Genomic DNA, 16,713 nt, shown 5'->3' with positions numbered 1-16,713 from the left:
ACGATGGATATGAACGAAATCAAGGAAATCTTTTTCCAGGAATGCGAGGAGCAGCTCGCCGAACTGGAATCGGGGCTTCTTAAATTGAATGACGGCGACCGTGATCCGGAAACCGTCAACGCCGTTTTCCGTGCCGTTCATTCTATCAAGGGCGGAGCAGGTGCCTTCGGTCTCGATGATCTCGTGGCCTTTGCGCACGTCTTTGAAACGACCCTCGACTGCGTGCGTTCCAATAAGCTGGAACCGACGCAGGATGTTCTCAAAGTCATGCTGCGCTCTGCCGACGTGCTGGCAGACCTCACCAATGCCGCAAGAGACGGTGGCAGCGTCGATGAAAGCCGCACCCGTGGCCTCGTGAAGGAACTGGAGGCGCTGGCAAACGGCGAAGCCGTTCCGGCATCCGCGCCCGCTCCCGTCGCAGTAAAGGCGCCGGAACCCGTGAAGGCCAAACCGACGGATGAGAGCGGCTTCGAGCCGATCCCCTTCTCCTTCACGGACTTTGCCGACGAAACCACGCCGCTGATGGAAGCGCCATCCTTCCAGATCACCTTCAAGCCGCATGCATCGCTTTATTCAAAGGGCAACGAGGCGGCACTTCTGCTGCGCGATCTTTCCCGCATTGGGGAGATGAGCATCAATTGCGACATGTCCGAGCTGCCTTCGCTCGACAAACTCGATCCTGAAGCATCCTATCTCTCCTGGACGGTTTCGATCACGACCGACAAGGGTGAAGAAGGTATCCGCAGCGTCTTCGAATTTGCCGAATGGGATTGCGATCTCGAAATCACGCCAGTTCTTTCGGAGGCCGCTGCCGACGAGGAAGAACTCCCGATGATCCCCGTGCCGTTCGACCTTTCGGCGCTTGATAGCGGCGCGGAAGAGCAGCCCGTTGTTGAAGTCGCCACGGCGGAAGCGTCTTATGTTGCGGCAGCTGTCGAAACGGCCGTCGCAACGACGCAGATCGCCCAGAGCGTCAATGCCGCCATCGAAAAGCGTGAAGCTGCGGCAGCACCTGCCGCAGCGCAGGCAAACGCCAATGCCGCTGCCAATGCAAGTGCCGGCCAGACCATTCGCGTCGATCTCGACCGTGTCGATCGCCTGATCAATCTCGTCGGCGAGCTCGTCATCAATCAGGCGATGCTGTCGCAGAGCGTCATCGAAAACGATGCGAGCGGTACGTCAGCCGTCAATATGGGTCTCGACGAGCTGCAGCAGCTGACGCGCGAAATCCAGGACAGCGTCATGGCGATCCGTGCGCAGCCGGTAAAACCGGTGTTCCAGCGCATGTCGCGTATCGTTCGCGAAGTCGCCGACATGATCGGTAAGCAGATCCGTCTTGTCACCGAAGGTGAGAACACCGAAGTCGACAAGACGGTCATCGACAAGCTGGCCGAACCGCTGACGCATATGATCCGCAACGCCGTTGATCATGGCATCGAAACGCCCGAAAAGCGCGAAGCCGCTGGAAAGAACCCGGAAGGCACTATCAAGCTTTCGGCCAAACACCGCTCCGGCCGCATCCTTATCGAGCTTCAGGACGACGGTGCCGGCATCAATCGCGAGCGCGTGCGCCAGAAGGCGATCGACAACGATCTCATCGCTGCCGATGCGAACCTGACGGATGAAGAGATCGACAATCTCATCTTCGCCCCCGGCTTCTCGACCGCCGACAAGATTTCCGACATTTCCGGCCGCGGTGTGGGCATGGACGTGGTCAAGCGCTCCATTCAGGCGCTCGGCGGTCGCATCAACATCTCCTCGCGCCCCGGCCAAGGCTCCACCTTCACCATGAGCCTGCCGCTGACGCTTGCCGTTCTCGACGGCATGGTGGTGACGGTTGCCGGCCAGACACTGGTGGTGCCGTTGACCGCGATCGTGGAAACCCTGCAGCCGGAAGCGAAGAACATTCACTCGTTCGGTGCGAACCAGCGGCTGATCTCCATCCGCAACTCCTTCTGCCCGCTGGTGGATGTCGGCCGCGTGCTGAATTTCCGCCCGACGCAGGCCGATCCGGTCGAAGGCGTCGCTCTTTTGGTGGAATCGGAAGGCGGCGGCCAGCGTGCCCTGATGGTCGATGCGATCCAGGGTCAGCGCCAGGTTGTCATCAAGTCGTTGGAGGCCAACTATACCCATGTTCCGGGCATTGCCGCCGCAACGATTCTCGGCGACGGGCGCGTCGCTCTCATTCTGGATGTCGATGCCATCGTCAGCGCCTCGCGCGGACAGCCCTTGAAGCAGGAAATGTCGCTCGCGGCGGCGGGTTGAAAGCGGATCATTCATGGCAGCACTTAATTTCAACGACCAGCGCCAGTCTCCGGATGACGTTCTTGCCAGCGGTGAATACCCGCTGACGAGACGTGACCTCTCGGAAATCGCGGCGATGATCTATGCCGATGCGGGCATCTATCTCAACGACACCAAGGCGTCGCTGGTTTACTCCCGCCTGTCGAAACACATCCGCAATCTCGGCCTTTCGGGCTTTCGTGAATATTGTGTTCTGGTGTCATCTCCAGATGGCGCGCAGGCGCGGCGCGAAATGCTGTCGCACCTGACCACGAATTTCACCCGCTTCTTCCGCGAAAACCATCATTTCGAACATTTGCGTGACGAGGTTCTTCCTGGCCTCATTGCAAGGGCTAAGAGCGGCGGGCGTGTTCGCATCTGGTCCGCCGCTTGCTCCGACGGACAGGAGCCCTATTCCATAGCGCTCACCGTGCTCGCCATGTTTCCGAATGCAGCCGATTACGACTTCAAAATCCTGGCCACGGATATCGACCCCAAGATATTGGCGCAGGCCCGTGCCGGGGTCTATGACGATAATGCGCTCGAAACCGTGTCTCCCGCCATGCGCAAGCAATGGTTCACGGAAGTGGATGCTGGCGGCCGCCGCAAGTTCCAGATCGACGACAAGGTCAAGCGCCTCATCACCTTCAATGAATTGAACCTGATGACGCAATGGCCCTTCAAGGGCAATTTCGACGTCATCTTCTGCCGCAACGTCGTCATCTATTTCGACGAGCCGACGCAGATGCGCATCTGGTCGCGTTTTGCAGGCCTGCTGCCGGAAGGTGGTCATCTTTATATCGGTCATTCCGAACGTGTCTCCGGTGACGCCAAGAACCTGTTCGATAATACGGGTATCACCACCTATCGCTACATCGGTCACGCTTCGGGGAGGAAGGCATGAGCGCACTCGCACGGGTACTCGTCGTCGATGATAGTCCGACCATGCGCGGCCTGATTTCGGCTGTTCTCAAGGCCGATCCGGAGGTCGAGGTCGTCGGGCAGGCCGGCAACGCCATGGAAGCGCGTGCCGCCATCAAGCAGCTCAATCCCGATGTCGTGACACTCGACATCGAGATGCCGGAAATGAACGGGCTGGAGTTTCTCGAAAAGATCATGCGCCTGCGGCCCATGCCGGTCATCATGGTCTCGTCGCTGACACATCGCGGGGCGGACGCATCGCTCGCGGCACTCGAAATCGGCGCCTTCGACTGTGTCGGCAAGCCGGCACCAGGCGATGCGCGCCCCTTCGGCGATCTGGCTGACAAGGTGAAGGCTGCCGCGCGCTCCCAACACGCTGCTTACCGCGCGGCGCGGCCGGAAGCCGCAGCCGCGCCGCAGCCGGTTCCGGTCAGCGAATATCGTGCGGGGCGCAAGGTCGTGGCCATCGGTTCGTCCACGGGGGGTGTCGAAGCGTTGATCGCGGTGCTGCAGAAATTCCCGGCCAATTGCCCGCCGACCGTAATTACCCAGCATATGCCGCCCACCTTCACGAAGAGCTTCGCAGAACGGCTGAACCGCATCTGCGCTCCCGTGGTGGAAGAGGCGACGGATGGCGCCCGCCTGCAGACCGGCAAGATCTACCTCGCGCCGGGCGGCGAGCGTCACCTGCAGATCGCCAATCGTTCGGCGCCCTGCTGCCGGCTCGTGGAGCGCGATCCCGTCAACGGCCATCGGCCCTCCGTCGATGTGTTGTTCGACTCTGTAGCCGAACTTGCCGGACGCAACGCCGTCGGCGTCATCCTGACCGGCATGGGGCGCGATGGTGCCGCCGGACTTCTGAAAATGCGCCATGCCGGTGCGCGTACCGTCGGCCAGAATGAAAAAACCTGTGTCGTCTATGGCATGCCCCGTGTGGCCTACGAGTTAGGCGCGGTTGAACAGCAATTGCCGCTGGGCTCCATCGGCGAAGAAATCCTCAAACTAACCACTGCCCGCAAAGAAGGTGCTGACTAATGTCTCTCGCAGAAAAGATCAAAGTTCTGATCGTTGACGATCAGGTGACCAGCCGGCTGCTCCTCAGCGATGCGCTGACACAGCTCGGCTTCAAGCAGATCACCGCCGCAGGTGACGGCGAGCAGGGAATGAAGATCATGGAGCAGCAGCCCCATCATCTCGTCATCTCCGATTTCAACATGCCGAAGATGGATGGTCTCGGTTTCCTGCACGCCGTGCGGGCCAACCCGACCACCAAGAAGGCCGCCTTCATCATTCTCACCGCGCAGGGCGACCGCGCGCTGGTGCAGAAGGCTGCCCAGCTCGGCGCCAACAACGTGCTGGCCAAGCCCTTCACCATCGACAAGATGCGCGCTGCCATCGAAGCGGTTTTCGGATCGCTGAAATGATTGAAGCTGCAGCCAAGCGCGTACATATCATTCAGGGCGAGTATAAGGTCGTCAGCGATCCCGATGTGGTGCTGACGACGATACTCGGTTCGTGCGTGGCTGCCTGTCTGAGAGACCCCGTTTCCGGCGTTGGAGGAATGAACCACTTCCTGCTGCCGGGAACCGGTAGCGTGACCGGCGGAGATGCGACGCGTTATGGCGTGCATCTCATGGAACTTCTGATCAACGGCCTGCTGAAGCAGGGCGCCCGTCGTGACCGGCTGGAGGCCAAGATTTTCGGCGGCGCGAAGACGATCGCCAGCTTCTCCAATGTCGGTGAGCAGAATGCCATATTCGCCATGAAGTTTCTCAAGGATGAAGGCATTCCAGTCATAAGCTCCTCCACGGGCGGGGAACATGGCCGCAAGATCGAATTCTGGCCGGTCTCGGGCCGCGCCCGCCAGCATCCGCTCAGCGGCGCGGAAACACAGAAGACGGTGGCCATGGAAACGCGTCCGGTGCCGGCGCCCAAACCCGTCGCCAACGATATCGAATTTTTCTAGTACGGAGTTTCCAATGCAGCTTGCAGAGCACACCGCCACCACTCCGTTCGAAGAAGCCCTGCCGGATGTTCTGATGCGTGTGGTATCGGAACTGCACGATGTCGCCTATCTCATCGAGCGCATCGAGCCGCAATTGCTTGAGGTGACCAGCGGCCAATTGTCGAGCGAAGGCGTCAAGCTGCTGCAGGGCATCGACCTTGCGGTCCAGAAGACGCGTGGCCTGGCCGAGTTCATAGACACCATCACCGGCTCCATCCCGGGTGACTGGATCGTGGATGTCTCCACCGCGCTCAGCCTCGTCAAGCTTGCTGAAATGCAGAAGGCCCTCGGCGCGGCCTTCCGCCACGGCCATTCCCAGCCGCTCGACAAGGCCTCCGGCGACTTCGACCTCTTCTAGCGCTGTTTCCAGCGGCGCCTGCCTCTTCGCAGAATGCGGAGAAAGGCAACGCTCGCGCAAGCTTCGCACCCTATTGTCATCACGGGGCCAAAAGGTCTCGGACTCTATGAATGACGGTGCGGAACAGAATGAATCTGTTAAATCAAATCCCTCAGGTCTTGAAGAATGTCGCGGCGCTGGGGCAGACGCGGCTGCTGATGTTGGGCGGCGTGGGCGTTGTGTCCATGGCCATTATCCTCGCTGCAGCGCTTTATGTGAACCGTCCCGCTTACGAGACCCTTTATGTGGGGCTTGAAAAGAGCGACCTCAACAAGATCAGCATTGCGCTCGCCGAGTCGGGTCTGGACTTTCAGGTGGGGACCGATGGTTCCAGCCTTCAGGTCCCGGTCGGGCTTACCAGCAAGGCGCGGCTGCTTCTGGCTGAACGTGGCCTGCCCGACAGCGCCAATGCCGGTTATGAACTTTTCGACAATGTCGGTTCTCTCGGCCTGACCTCCTTCATGCAGGAAGTGACGCGCGTTCGCGCCCTTGAGGGTGAGATCGGCCGCTCCATCCAGCAGATCGATGGCATCGCAGCCGCACGCGTGCATATCGTCATGCCCGACGTCGGCAATTTCCGACGCGGCGAACAGAAGCCCACCGCATCTGTCATGATCCGTGCGAGCGCCTCCGCCGGCCGCAAGGCCTCCGCTTCCATTCGTCACCTCGTTGCATCGGCCGTTCCCGGCCTTGAAGTCGATGATGTGACCCTGCTCGATTCCACGGGTCAGCTTCTGGCGTCCGGTGACGACGTCACCAATGCCGCCATGAACCGTTCGCTGACGCTGGCGCAGAACGTTCAGCAGGAAATCGAAACCAATATCGACAAGGCGCTGGCGCCCTTCCTCGGCATGGACAATTTCCGCTCGAGCGTGACGGCGCAGCTCAATACCGACAGCCGCCAGATTCAGGAAACCGTCTACGATCCGGAATCGCGTGTCGAACGGTCGGTGCGGACCGTCAAAGAAGACCAGAAGTCGCAGGAAACGCAGCCCGACACGGCCGCGACCGTGGAGCAGAATGTTCCGCAGGCCGCACCTCAGGGCGGCGGCAGCACGCCGCAATCGTCGGACGAATCGGCGAAGAAAGAAGAACAGACCAACTACGAGATCAACTCCAAGACGGTCGCCACGGTGAAGAACGGCTATACGGTCGAAAAGATTTCCGTCGCGGTGGTCGTCAACAAGGGGCGTATCGCAAAGATGGTCGGTGAACCCGCCGATCAGGCCAAGATCGACGCCTACCTCGCCGAAATGCAGAAGATCGTCACCTCCGCCGCCGGCATTTCGTCCGACCGCGGCGATATGGTCACCTTGACTGCAATGGATTTCCTCGAAACCCAATTGCTTGACGAGGCCGCCAGCGGACCGGGTGTCATGGAAGTGCTGAGCCGCAATTCCGCCGGCATCATCAATTCCCTCGCCTTTGTCGCGGTCGCCTTCCTTGTCGTCTGGCTCGGTGTACGCCCGCTGGTCCGCACGGTTACCGGCAATGGCGCGGCCGCAGGCCAACTCAGCCAGGAAGCCGCCGGTCTCGAACTGCCGGACTTCTCTCCCGGCATGGATGCGGGCGCGGGCGGTCTCATGGAAGGGTTCGGGGCGGATTTCGGCTTCGACAGCACCGACGATCTTCTGGCGGGCGGCGATGGCGAAGGCACCTTCAACCGCCGGGTACGCGAAGGGCCCGAACGCAGGCTCTCCCGCATGGTGGAAATCAGCGAGGAAAGAGCCGCCAAGATTCTGCGCAAATGGGCAGTGGAAAAAGCAGCGTAATATCGAAAAGGCCGGAGTTTTACCCGGCCTTTTTTCCGTTTTTGGGCTTTTCGCTATCCTTGGCGGACGCATCGTGGCAATCTCGTTTTAGGACAGTGTTTACAAAAAATTCAGCAACGATACAGTTTGCTGGGAATTGGCTGAGAATGCCGTTTATGGATTGAACAGCTTTTCAGTATGTTTTTTTAGCAATAGACGAACGGTGAAATACGTGGAAAGGCTGGTGTCAGGTAATGGCAAATCCCAGTCCGTTCCATAAAATGAAATGATTCGGTCTCCGGGGGCTTGCCGTCCCATTTTGGTAAGCTTCTCGAATGGAATGATTCCATCCCGAGGTATAATCTCCCACTGGGAGCAAGAGGGCGTAGGCGATTGAAAGTCGATGTTGATATCCGCAGGCTGTCTGCCAAGCCTATGGAGGGCATGGGTAAGCCCCTGCCGCGTGATCAGCTTGCCAAGAACGTCGCAGCCACGGCTGCTGCCGGTAACGTTGCAGGCGCGCTTGATTTGCTCGTGACTTACGCTGGCGCCTCGCACTACCTGCTGGCGCGGGATGACCTTCTCGAAGAAACCGGGCTTAAATTCATAGTCACATCCGATTGGCCTTTCGATCTGGTGCGCCGGTTGGGCGTTGAGCTTGCCAATAGCCAGAACCGTTCGAGCGAAATGGAAAAATGCCTTTCGCTTCTGCAGCCGCGGCTGCTCTTGCTTCCAGAGGACGTTTCGGTTCCCTATGGCATAGACCGGCAGTATTCTGCGCTCTCTTTCTGCGTGGGGCGCATTCGCCTTTCTCTCCTGCTGCTGTTCCCCGAGGAAGCGGTTCCGTCGCCGGAACGCCTGCGTGAAATCGCGCTTCTGACGGGCTATTGCGTCAGTTTCGGCATTGCCAGCGAGGCAAAAGCCGTGCGCGAATCGACGCTCACCGAGCGCGAGCTGGAGTGCCTTTTCTGGATCGCGGAAGGCAAGACGAGTGACGAAATTGCGATGATCCTTGGCATTTCACGCAATACGATCAATAATTACATCACAAGCGTGATGCGTAAAACTGCGACAAAAACCCGCTCGGAGGCAATTGCCTACGCCGTGCGCAACAACCTCGTATGATGGTCGGACGGATGGTACAGACGAAAGACAATGAGGGTACTGGTCAAACGGGCATGTTTTACCGCAGCCCTGTCGTGACGAGCCGGTCGGATCTGTTTCCGAAGCTTGTCGCCATGCAGAAGCTGGTCGGCGCGCGCAATTTCGTGGTGACGAAGGCGGCCGCTTCCGGTTTCCCCAACAAGAAGAAGCTGACCTGCGAGCTGGAAAACTGGGGCATGAATGCCGCGGAGCAGAGCACGCAGTTCATTCGCGCTGTCGGCGATATTCTTCTCGATCACATCGAGACGTCGCTTCTGCCGGTCATCTGGCGCAACAAGAATGCCGGCGGTTTTGCCGATCTCCCCGACGTGCCTGCGCTTCTGCGCCGGATCGAGAATGATACTTTGCCCTATGCGGGTCTGGCGCTACCGGTGCGCCTCGGCACCATCGGTAACGGCTATATCGTCTTCTGCGGCACCAATCTCGTTCTCGACAATGAAGTGGTGATCGAACAGCACATCAAGTGCTGCGAGATCATGGTCGATATGCTGGCGCTGGACGAGCGCAAGGCGGCGCCCTCGGAAGCGTTGAGCGAGAGGGAAATCGCCTGCCTGCAACTGGCGGGCGATGGCCGTATCAGCGAAGAAATCGCGGTCAAGCTCGGGCTGTCGGTCCACACCGTCAACGCCTATCTTGGTTCGGCGACGATCAAGCTTGATTCCGTCAACCGTATCCAGGCGATCGCGAAAGCCATCCGGCTCGGCTACATCCATTAACGGCGGGCGGGTCTACCGCCCCCTTCGCCGGCACTTCGCGTTTTTTTAACAGTTGCCCATTAGAACTTTTATAAGTTTGGCTTTGGGGAACTGTTTCATGCACAACCGGCTCTTTAAGTCCGTTGCTGGCAAGGTCGTAGCTTTGACGATCGGTCTGATCGCGCTCAGCGTGGCGGCGGTTGGTTTTTCGACTTACATTCGCTTGAAGGACAACATCATCACCACCGCGCTGCGTGATACGCACAGCGCAATGCGCAGCATGGCGATCCTTTACGAACTGAAAGTTGGTGGTGTTGCCCTCGAATTGGTGGATGGCGACCTCAAGAGCGTGGGCCGCGCCAGCATCGGAACGATGCGCGATAATGATCTCGTCGACCGCACCGCAGCCGGAAACGGTGGCATCTCCACTGTTTTTGAAGCCAGAGGCGGCGAATTCATTCGCATGACCACCAATCTGAAGAACGAAAAGGGCGAGAGAGCAGCAGGAACCAAGCTTGCGACCGATCATCCCGCTTTCGAAAAAGTCTCCAAGGGTGAATCCTATTTTGGCACCGCGACGCTGTTCGGCACCAGCTACATGACGGGTTATATGCCCGTTACGAACAAAACCGGCGCAACCGTCGGCATTCTGTTCGTGGGTGTTCCCATGGATGTCTACGATGCGCAGATATACAGCCTGCGCGACATGATGCTGATCTGTGGCGGGCTCGCCATGCTTGGCGTCGGTTTGCTCGCCTATTTCGTCATCAAGCGTACGCTTCAGCCCCTGGGCAAGCTGACCGATGCAGTGAAGTCCCTTTCGGACGGCAATCTCGATACACCGATCCCCTATGCCACCAACACCAATGAGTTTGGCAACATTGCCCGCGCTTTGGTGATTTTCCGCGAAAATGCACTTGAGAAACTGGCGATTGAGGGCAAGAGCGCCGAGGAACGTGCTGCGGCCGAATCCGAACGTTACCGCAATGACGCCGAGAAACGGGAGCTGGACGGCCAGATCGAATTCGTGGTCGACGAGATTGCGTCCGGTCTCGGCAGGCTATCGCGTGGCGATCTCAGCCGTACGATTGATACGCCCTTCTCGGGTCGCCTCGACCGGCTGCGCACGGACTTCAACAGTTCCCTGCTCAACCTGCGGGATGCGCTGGGTCAGATCCGGGAGCGCACGCTCATCATTCAGCACAGCGGTATCGAAATCGAGCAATCTTCGGTCGATCTGTCGAAGCGGACCGAAAACCAGGCCGCCTCGCTGGAGGAGACCGCTGCCGCTGTCGAGGAAATCACCGCTACCGTCAAGTCATCGGCTGAAAGGGCGCGCGAGGCCAATGAGGCCGTTCGCATTACCAAGCAGAGCGCCGACAGCTCCGGTTCGGTCGTCAGCAATGCCGTCGACGCCATGGGCCGCATCGAAGATGCCTCACGCAAGATCGAACAGATCATCGAGGTCATTGACGACATTGCTTTCCAGACCAACCTTCTGGCGCTCAATGCCGGTATCGAGGCCGCACGTGCTGGTGAGGCCGGCAAGGGCTTCGCCGTCGTGGCGCAGGAAGTGCGCGAGCTTGCCCAGCGCTCCGCCGACGCAGCCCGCGAGATCAAGCAGCTCATCAATCAGTCGACGCATGAGGTCAGTTCCGGGTCGAAGCTGGTGCAGGAGGCGGGCACGGTTCTTTCCGCCATCAGCCAGCAGATCGTTACCGTCAGCCAGCATGTCGAAACCATTGCGACGGCAACGCAGGATCAGTCTTCCGCACTTCACAACGTCAACAGTTCCGTCAACCAGATGGACCAGATGACCCAGCAGAACGCGGCGCTTGCCGAACAGTCAAGCGCGGCCAGCATGATACTGTCCGGTGAAGTCAAGGCGCTTCTCGAACTCGTGCAGCGGTTCCAGATGGAGCAGGGCTCGGCGACAGGCCGAGACCGGTACAATCAAGCGGCCTGATACGCCGGTTTTTGAAGATAGATACCGCTCCCGGATCGCAAGGTCCGGGAGTTTTTACTCGGCCGCTGCCCGCACGGTACTGGATATCTGGTTGATATAGGCGCGCAGCGCCGCCGGTTTCACCGGTTTGTGCTGGACGGCAATTCCGTATTTTTCGGCATCGCTGCGCACTTCCGGGCTGCGATCCGCCGTTACCAGCAGAGCCGGGATCGTTTTGCCATAAAATGTCCTGATGAGGCGGATGGCGCTGATGCCATCGCCATCATCAAGATGATAATCAGCGACGATGACGTCGGGTGCTGCGGTCAGAGAAAGAAACGGTTCTTCCAGCGCCGCCACGGATCCCGCTGGTAAAACGTCGCAGCCCCATCCCGTCAGCAACAGCGTCATGCCCTCAAGGATTTTTGGCTCGTTGTCGATGCACAGCACCCGCACGCCCTGGAGGCGATCGCTGGCAGCAGGATTGGCGATGGGGCCGCCCGACTTCGCGGGTGCGACACGATCTTCCTCACGCGTGAGGTGAATACGGAAGGTCGTGCCCTTGCCCGGCGTGGAAATCAATTGAACCGGATGGTGCAGCATGCGCGACAACCGGTCGACGATGGAAAGACCAAGGCCGAGCCCCGAGGCCGTTTTTGCACCTTCGTCCAGCCGGGCGAATTCCTTGAAGACCGTGCGGAACTTGGAGGCGGGTATGCCGATGCCGGAGTCCGTCACCTGAATGACCACTTCGCCGCCCCGGCGGCGCGCGCCGACAACCACTTTGCCCTTCAACGTGTATTTGATGGCGTTGGAAACCAGGTTCTGTATCAGACGCCGCAGGAGGTTGGGATCAGACCGTACCGTCAGCGAAGTCGGCATGACCACGAGGTTGAGGTTCTTCTCCTGCGCCATCGGCGCAAAATCGGTCTCGATCCGCTTCAGAAAGTCGTTCAGCGGAACGGATGTCATGCGCGCCTTCATCGAGCCGGTGTCCAGACGGGAAATATCGAGCACCGCGCCAAGGATGGTCTCGACCGATTCCAGCGCCGAGTCGATATTCTGCACGAGTTCGCTTTCTCCCGATTCTCCGAGCCGTTCGACCAGCGAGGATGAGTAGAGACGGGCGGCATTCAGTGGCTGGAGAATATCGTGGCCGGCGGCGGCGAAAAACCGCGTCTTGCCGATATTCGCCTCGTCGGCTGCCGCTCTCGCCTCAGCCAGCGCGCGGTTGACGCGGGTCAGTTCGGCGGTCCGCTCCACCACGCGCTGTTCCAGCGTTTCATTCGCCTGTTTCAGCGCCTGATCGCTTGCCACCCTCTGGGTAATGTCGGTGAAGGTTGCGACAATGCCCTTGTCCGGCATCGTGTTGGAGCGCACCTCGATGATGCGTTCGCCGCCCGCCAGCACCAGAGGGAATGGCAGGTCCATGGTCAGAAAGCTGGTGATCAACTGTTCCGTATCACCGGCCGGCATGTCGCCTCGTTCCTGCAGCATGGAGACGATGTCAGTTAGTGGTACGCCCACCTGGCCGAACTGCTCGGGCAGGTCCAGAAGAGTGCGAAAGCGCCGGTTCCAGATCGTCAGCTGCTGGGAGCTATCGAAAACGGCGATACCCTGGTCCATCTGCGCCAGCGCCGTCTGCAACATGTCCTGATTATACTGCAGCGCTTCGCTTGCCTGGTCGAGCAGCCACGCCGTGTCTGCGCTGGTGTCTTCCGCCTTCTGCAGAATGATCGAGAGCACCAGGCGGGCGGAGGAAGAGCCGATGGCGCTGCCGAGTAACTGTTCGGAGAAGTGGATCAGCGCCATGTCCGCCGGCTGGTCGTCATTCAGCTTTCTGCCGGCCGTTTTTTCATAGGTGGCCAATGAACGGAGCATGCGCTCTTCGCCGAGATAGCGGGCGATCGCGCTTTTCAGATCGCCGACGCTGACACGGGTTTTCCAGCCGCGGGTAGCGAATTGCGATTTTGAATGACGCTTGACGAAGATGCCGGACTGAATGCGTTCTACCGGTCTTGGATTGCGCGAAAGCGAGCCGAGTACAAACGCCATGCTGTTGACGAGAAGACTGAGAATGACTGCATTCACGAATGGATCGGCTTCAGGCCCGTTGAACACGGTGCTGCCGGAAAACAGGAAACCGAGAATATTCGCCGCAACCTCGGAATTGTCAGGCCCGCCGAAGCTCGGCAGGAAAAGCAGATAGGCCCAGACGAAGAAGCCGGAACTCAACCCCGCGATTGCGCCGCGCGCATTGGCCCGCCGCCAGAAGAGGCCGCCGAAAAGGGCAGGGGCCATCTGGGCAATTGCAGCGAAGGCCAGCAGGCCGATGGAGGCGAGACCCGTGGCGCTGTCGGCGGCGCGATAATAACCATAACCCAGCAGCATAACGGCAAAGATCGCCGTTCTGCGGATGTTGAGCAGGGTCTTGGCGAAGTTGTCCCGGTGCGGTGAGCGATTCAACAGCTTCTGTCGCAGGAAGATCGGCATGACAATGTCATTGGAAATCATGATCGACAGCGCGACCGACGCGACGATCACCATCGCGGTCGCGGCCGAAAAACCGCCGATGAAGGTGATCAGGGACACGACCGGCATCTGATGGTTGAGCGGCAATTGCAGCACGTAGAGATCGGCGTCGCCATTGGCGCCGAGCGTCAGAATGCCGGCAAGAGCGATCGGCAGTACGAAGATGTTGATGGCGATGAGATAGAGCGGTAGCAGGAACCCCGCCATGCGCAACTCTTCCGGCGTCCGGTTTTCCACGACTGTGACATGGAACTGACGCGGCAGCAGGATGATGGCGAAGCCGGAAAGCAGGGTCATGACGATCCAGCGGCTGACGGGCGTGTGATAGGAGATGGCCTGCATCGCCTGTTCATTGGCGGAGGCGAGCTGCCATAGATGCACGGGACCATCGAAGAGCACGAAGAGCACATAGAAGCCGACGGTGCACATGGCGACGAGCTTGACCAGCGATTCCATCGAGATCGCCAGTATGAGCCCGTCCTGATGTTCGGTTGCATCCGTGTGGCGGGTGCCGAACATGACGGCGAAGCCCGCCATGACAATGGTGACAACAAGCGGCAGATCGAGGAAATAGAGGTTGCCGCTGCCGATGCCGTAATCACCGGGGTCGACCATCGTCGCCACCGAGCTGGAAACCGCTTTCAGCTGCAGCGCGATATAGGGAATGGCGCCGACGAGCGCGATGATGGCGACAATCATCGCCACGGTGGAATTCTTGCCATAACGGGCGGCAATGAAGTCTGCAACCGAGGTCAGTTTTTCCGTTTTGGCAAGCTCAACGATGCGTCGGATGATTGGCATGCCAAGGGTGAAGGCAAGGATAGGCCCGGTATAGATGCCAAGAAATTCCAGTCCCTTGTCGGCTGCAAGCCCAACACCACCGAAATAGGTCCAGGAGGTGCAATAGATCGCAAGGCTGAGCGCATAAACGAACGGACGCCCCTTTTTCGGCGCGTTTCTCTTACGGCTCTTCCTGTCCCCGTAGCTCGCAACAGCAAACAGCAGCAGGATATAGGCGAAAGCCGAACCGAATATGATCCACCCAGGAAGCACGCATCCTCCCATGCAAGAGTTTCCTGATATCAAGCATAGGCGAAATCCGCGCCATTGAGAATGAGCGCGGTCTGATCATAAAGTTCAAGATCAGCGCGCAAAAAACCCGATAAATGCAATCTTGACGAATTCCAAAAGTGTAAGGGAATCTGTATGGTTGAAGGTGTAGGGACAGTCACATAGCTTCAGCTCGCAAAGCACGAGAGGGACAATCTGAATGCTTAACGAATTTAAAACCTTCATTGCCCGCGGCAATGTCATGGACCTTGCCGTGGGTGTTATTATCGGTGCCGCTTTCAGCAAGATCGTCGACTCCGTCGTCAACGATCTTATCATGCCTATCGTCGGCGCAATCTTCGGCGGGTTCGACTTCTCGAACTACTTCCTGCCACTGAGCTCTAACGTCAATGCCACCTCGCTCGCCGCAGCCCGCGAGCAGGGCGCCGTTTTCGCTTACGGTAACTTTCTGACCGTTCTCATCAACTTCCTCATCCTCGCCTGGATCATTTTCTTGATGGTGAAGGGCGTCAATAAGCTTCGCGATTCCGTCGAACGCAAGAAGGTCGAGGAAAAGCCGGCAGCTGCCCCGCCGCCGGAGGACGTGAGGCTCCTTACCGAAATTCGCGATCTGCTGAAGACGCGCTGAGCCAGATATATCTGGTTTAACCGCCGGCCCATGCGGCCGGCGATCTCCTGCCGGGATGATCCATAAAGAAAATCCATGGCCGCCTCACGGATTATCATGCACATGGCGGGTGCGATGCGATAAGAAGGCACCAAACGGAGTGTCTTTAATGTCCATTTTGAACAGTCTGAGTGCACGCTCTCTTGCGGCTCCCGAGAGCGGTATTGTCGAAGTCGTGAATTATGCCCGGGGGCGGGACAACCTCCTGCCGCTGTGGGTTGGCGAAGGTGATCTGCCAAGCCCCGACTTCATCAATCAGGCCGCCATCGATGGTCTGAACAATGGCGAGACCTTCTATACCTGGCAGCGCGGTATTCCAGAACTGCGCCAGGCGCTGAGCCGTTATTACGAACGCCATTTCGCGGCATCGCTGCCGCCGGAGCATTTTTATGCGACCGGTTCAGGTATGCAGGCGATTGTGCTTGCCGTTCAGGCATTGACGTCACCGGGCGACGAGATGGTGTATCTTTCACCCACATGGCCGAATATCGTTGCCGCCATCGGTGTGGCAGGGGCGAAGGCGGTTCCGGTCGGCATCGATTTTCGTGATGGCCGCTGGGATCTCGATATCGACAGGCTGGAAAGCGCGATTACCCGCAAGACGAAGGCGCTTTTCATCAATACGCCTTCCAACCCGACTGGATGGACAGCGACGGCAGACAATCTCCGTGATGTTCTGGCGCTTGCCCGCAAACATGATCTTTGGATCGTCGCCGACGAGATTTATGCGCTTTATCATTATTCCGGCAGCCGTGCGCCGTCCTTCCTCGATGTGATGGAGCCGGACGACAAGATCGTCTTCGCCAATTCCTTCTCGAAGAACTGGTCGATGACCGGCTGGCGGGTCGGCTGGCTTGTCGCTCCGCCAGTCATCGGCCAGGTGATCGAAAACCTTATCCAATATTCCACGTCAGGCGTGGCGCAATTCATGCAGCGCGGCGCGGTCGCGGCCCTCGACAAGGGCGATGGTTTCATTCGCGAGAATTACGAGCGCGCTTTGACCTCACGCGATATTCTCTGTGACGCCTTGATTGCAACGAACCGCGTCGAAACTCTGAAACCGGATGGCGCTCTTTATGCCTTCCTCAAGATCGATGGAGTGACGGACAGCCGCGCAACCGCGATTGATATCGTCGATAAGACCGGCGTCGGCCTTGCGCCCGGAACTGCCTTCGGCCCAGGGGGAGAATTGTTCCTCCGCGCCTGCTTCCTGCGCAACCCCAGGCAGATAGAAGACGCGGCCGACAGGCTGGCCTCTTACATCCTTAGTCGGTAAGCCTCG

General features: G+C 59.0%; 13 protein-coding genes. 12 read left to right on the top strand and 1 reads right to left on the bottom strand.

Translation table 11 applies throughout. The annotated features are described in order from the left end of the window. The first annotated feature begins 3 nt into the window (after nucleotides 1-3). From DOU54_RS20650 to DOU54_RS20605, 10 genes are all read left to right on the top strand, one after another. Nucleotides 4-2,265: a chemotaxis protein CheA gene (locus tag DOU54_RS20650; protein WP_035206775.1), complete on the top strand. Its 2,262-nt coding sequence runs from the start codon at nucleotides 4-6 to the stop codon at nucleotides 2,263-2,265. 13 nt (nucleotides 2,266-2,278) lie between these two features. Continuing rightward, complete coding sequence (gene cheR, locus DOU54_RS20645; protein ID WP_004439874.1) at nucleotides 2,279-3,187, top strand: protein-glutamate O-methyltransferase CheR; 909 nt, start codon at nucleotides 2,279-2,281, stop codon at nucleotides 3,185-3,187. Continuing rightward, nucleotides 3,184-4,239 (top strand): protein-glutamate O-methylesterase CheB, encoded by a 1,056-nt coding sequence (cheB, locus tag DOU54_RS20640; protein WP_004439876.1) that lies wholly within the window; start codon nucleotides 3,184-3,186, stop codon nucleotides 4,237-4,239. Before cheR ends, cheB begins: the two co-directional genes overlap by 4 nt. Then, nucleotides 4,239-4,628: a chemotaxis response regulator CheY2 gene (gene cheY2, locus DOU54_RS20635; protein ID WP_003503467.1), complete on the top strand. Its 390-nt coding sequence runs from the start codon at nucleotides 4,239-4,241 to the stop codon at nucleotides 4,626-4,628. The genes cheB and cheY2 overlap by 1 nt, the downstream gene beginning before the upstream one ends. After that, on the top strand, nucleotides 4,625-5,170 hold the full coding sequence (cheD, locus tag DOU54_RS20630) for a chemoreceptor glutamine deamidase CheD (RefSeq protein WP_004439878.1): 546 nt from the start codon (nucleotides 4,625-4,627) through the stop codon (nucleotides 5,168-5,170). The genes cheY2 and cheD overlap by 4 nt, the downstream gene beginning before the upstream one ends. Nucleotides 5,171-5,183: 13 nt before the next feature. Continuing rightward, nucleotides 5,184-5,567: a chemotaxis protein CheT gene (gene cheT / locus DOU54_RS20625; protein WP_004439880.1), complete on the top strand. Its 384-nt coding sequence runs from the start codon at nucleotides 5,184-5,186 to the stop codon at nucleotides 5,565-5,567. Between the two features lie 128 nt (nucleotides 5,568-5,695). Continuing rightward, nucleotides 5,696-7,378, top strand: a complete 1,683-nt coding sequence (gene fliF, locus DOU54_RS20620) for a flagellar basal-body MS-ring/collar protein FliF (protein ID WP_004439882.1) — start codon at nucleotides 5,696-5,698, stop codon at nucleotides 7,376-7,378. A 372-nt stretch (nucleotides 7,379-7,750) separates the two neighbouring features. Then, nucleotides 7,751-8,482, top strand: coding sequence for a transcriptional regulator VisN (gene visN, locus DOU54_RS20615; protein ID WP_193603427.1), 732 nt, complete (start codon nucleotides 7,751-7,753; stop codon nucleotides 8,480-8,482). Nucleotides 8,483-8,535: 53 nt separating this feature from the next. After that, nucleotides 8,536-9,237 carry a transcriptional regulator VisR gene (visR, locus tag DOU54_RS20610; RefSeq protein ID WP_034496317.1) on the top strand — a complete coding sequence of 234 codons (702 nt, stop codon included), beginning with the start codon at nucleotides 8,536-8,538 and terminating at the stop codon, nucleotides 9,235-9,237. A 97-nt stretch (nucleotides 9,238-9,334) separates the two neighbouring features. Then, nucleotides 9,335-11,182 (top strand): methyl-accepting chemotaxis protein, encoded by a 1,848-nt coding sequence (locus DOU54_RS20605; protein ID WP_113380924.1) that lies wholly within the window; start codon nucleotides 9,335-9,337, stop codon nucleotides 11,180-11,182. 54 nt (nucleotides 11,183-11,236) lie between these two features. Here the strand turns inward: DOU54_RS20605 and DOU54_RS20600 are convergent, their stop codons facing one another. Further along, nucleotides 11,237-14,746, bottom strand: coding sequence for a PAS domain-containing hybrid sensor histidine kinase/response regulator (locus tag DOU54_RS20600; protein WP_113380986.1), 3,510 nt, complete (start codon nucleotides 14,744-14,746; stop codon nucleotides 11,237-11,239). 217 nt (nucleotides 14,747-14,963) lie between these two features. Between DOU54_RS20600 and mscL the strand changes: the two genes are divergently transcribed. Both mscL and DOU54_RS20590 read left to right on the top strand, forming a co-directional pair. Then, nucleotides 14,964-15,392: a large conductance mechanosensitive channel protein MscL gene (mscL, locus tag DOU54_RS20595; protein WP_004439896.1), complete on the top strand. Its 429-nt coding sequence runs from the start codon at nucleotides 14,964-14,966 to the stop codon at nucleotides 15,390-15,392. A gap of 148 nt (nucleotides 15,393-15,540) precedes the next feature. After that, complete coding sequence (locus tag DOU54_RS20590; RefSeq protein ID WP_006697663.1) at nucleotides 15,541-16,707, top strand: pyridoxal phosphate-dependent aminotransferase; 1,167 nt, start codon at nucleotides 15,541-15,543, stop codon at nucleotides 16,705-16,707. Nucleotides 16,708-16,713 lie beyond the last annotated feature (6 nt).

It is taken from the genome of Agrobacterium sp. MS2 (genome assembly GCF_003261015.1).
GTDB classification, from domain to species: Bacteria; Pseudomonadota; Alphaproteobacteria; order Rhizobiales; family Rhizobiaceae; genus Agrobacterium; species Agrobacterium pusense.
The sequence above is the reverse complement of the archived record's forward strand: the minus strand, read 5'-3'. Positions and strand labels throughout refer to the sequence as shown.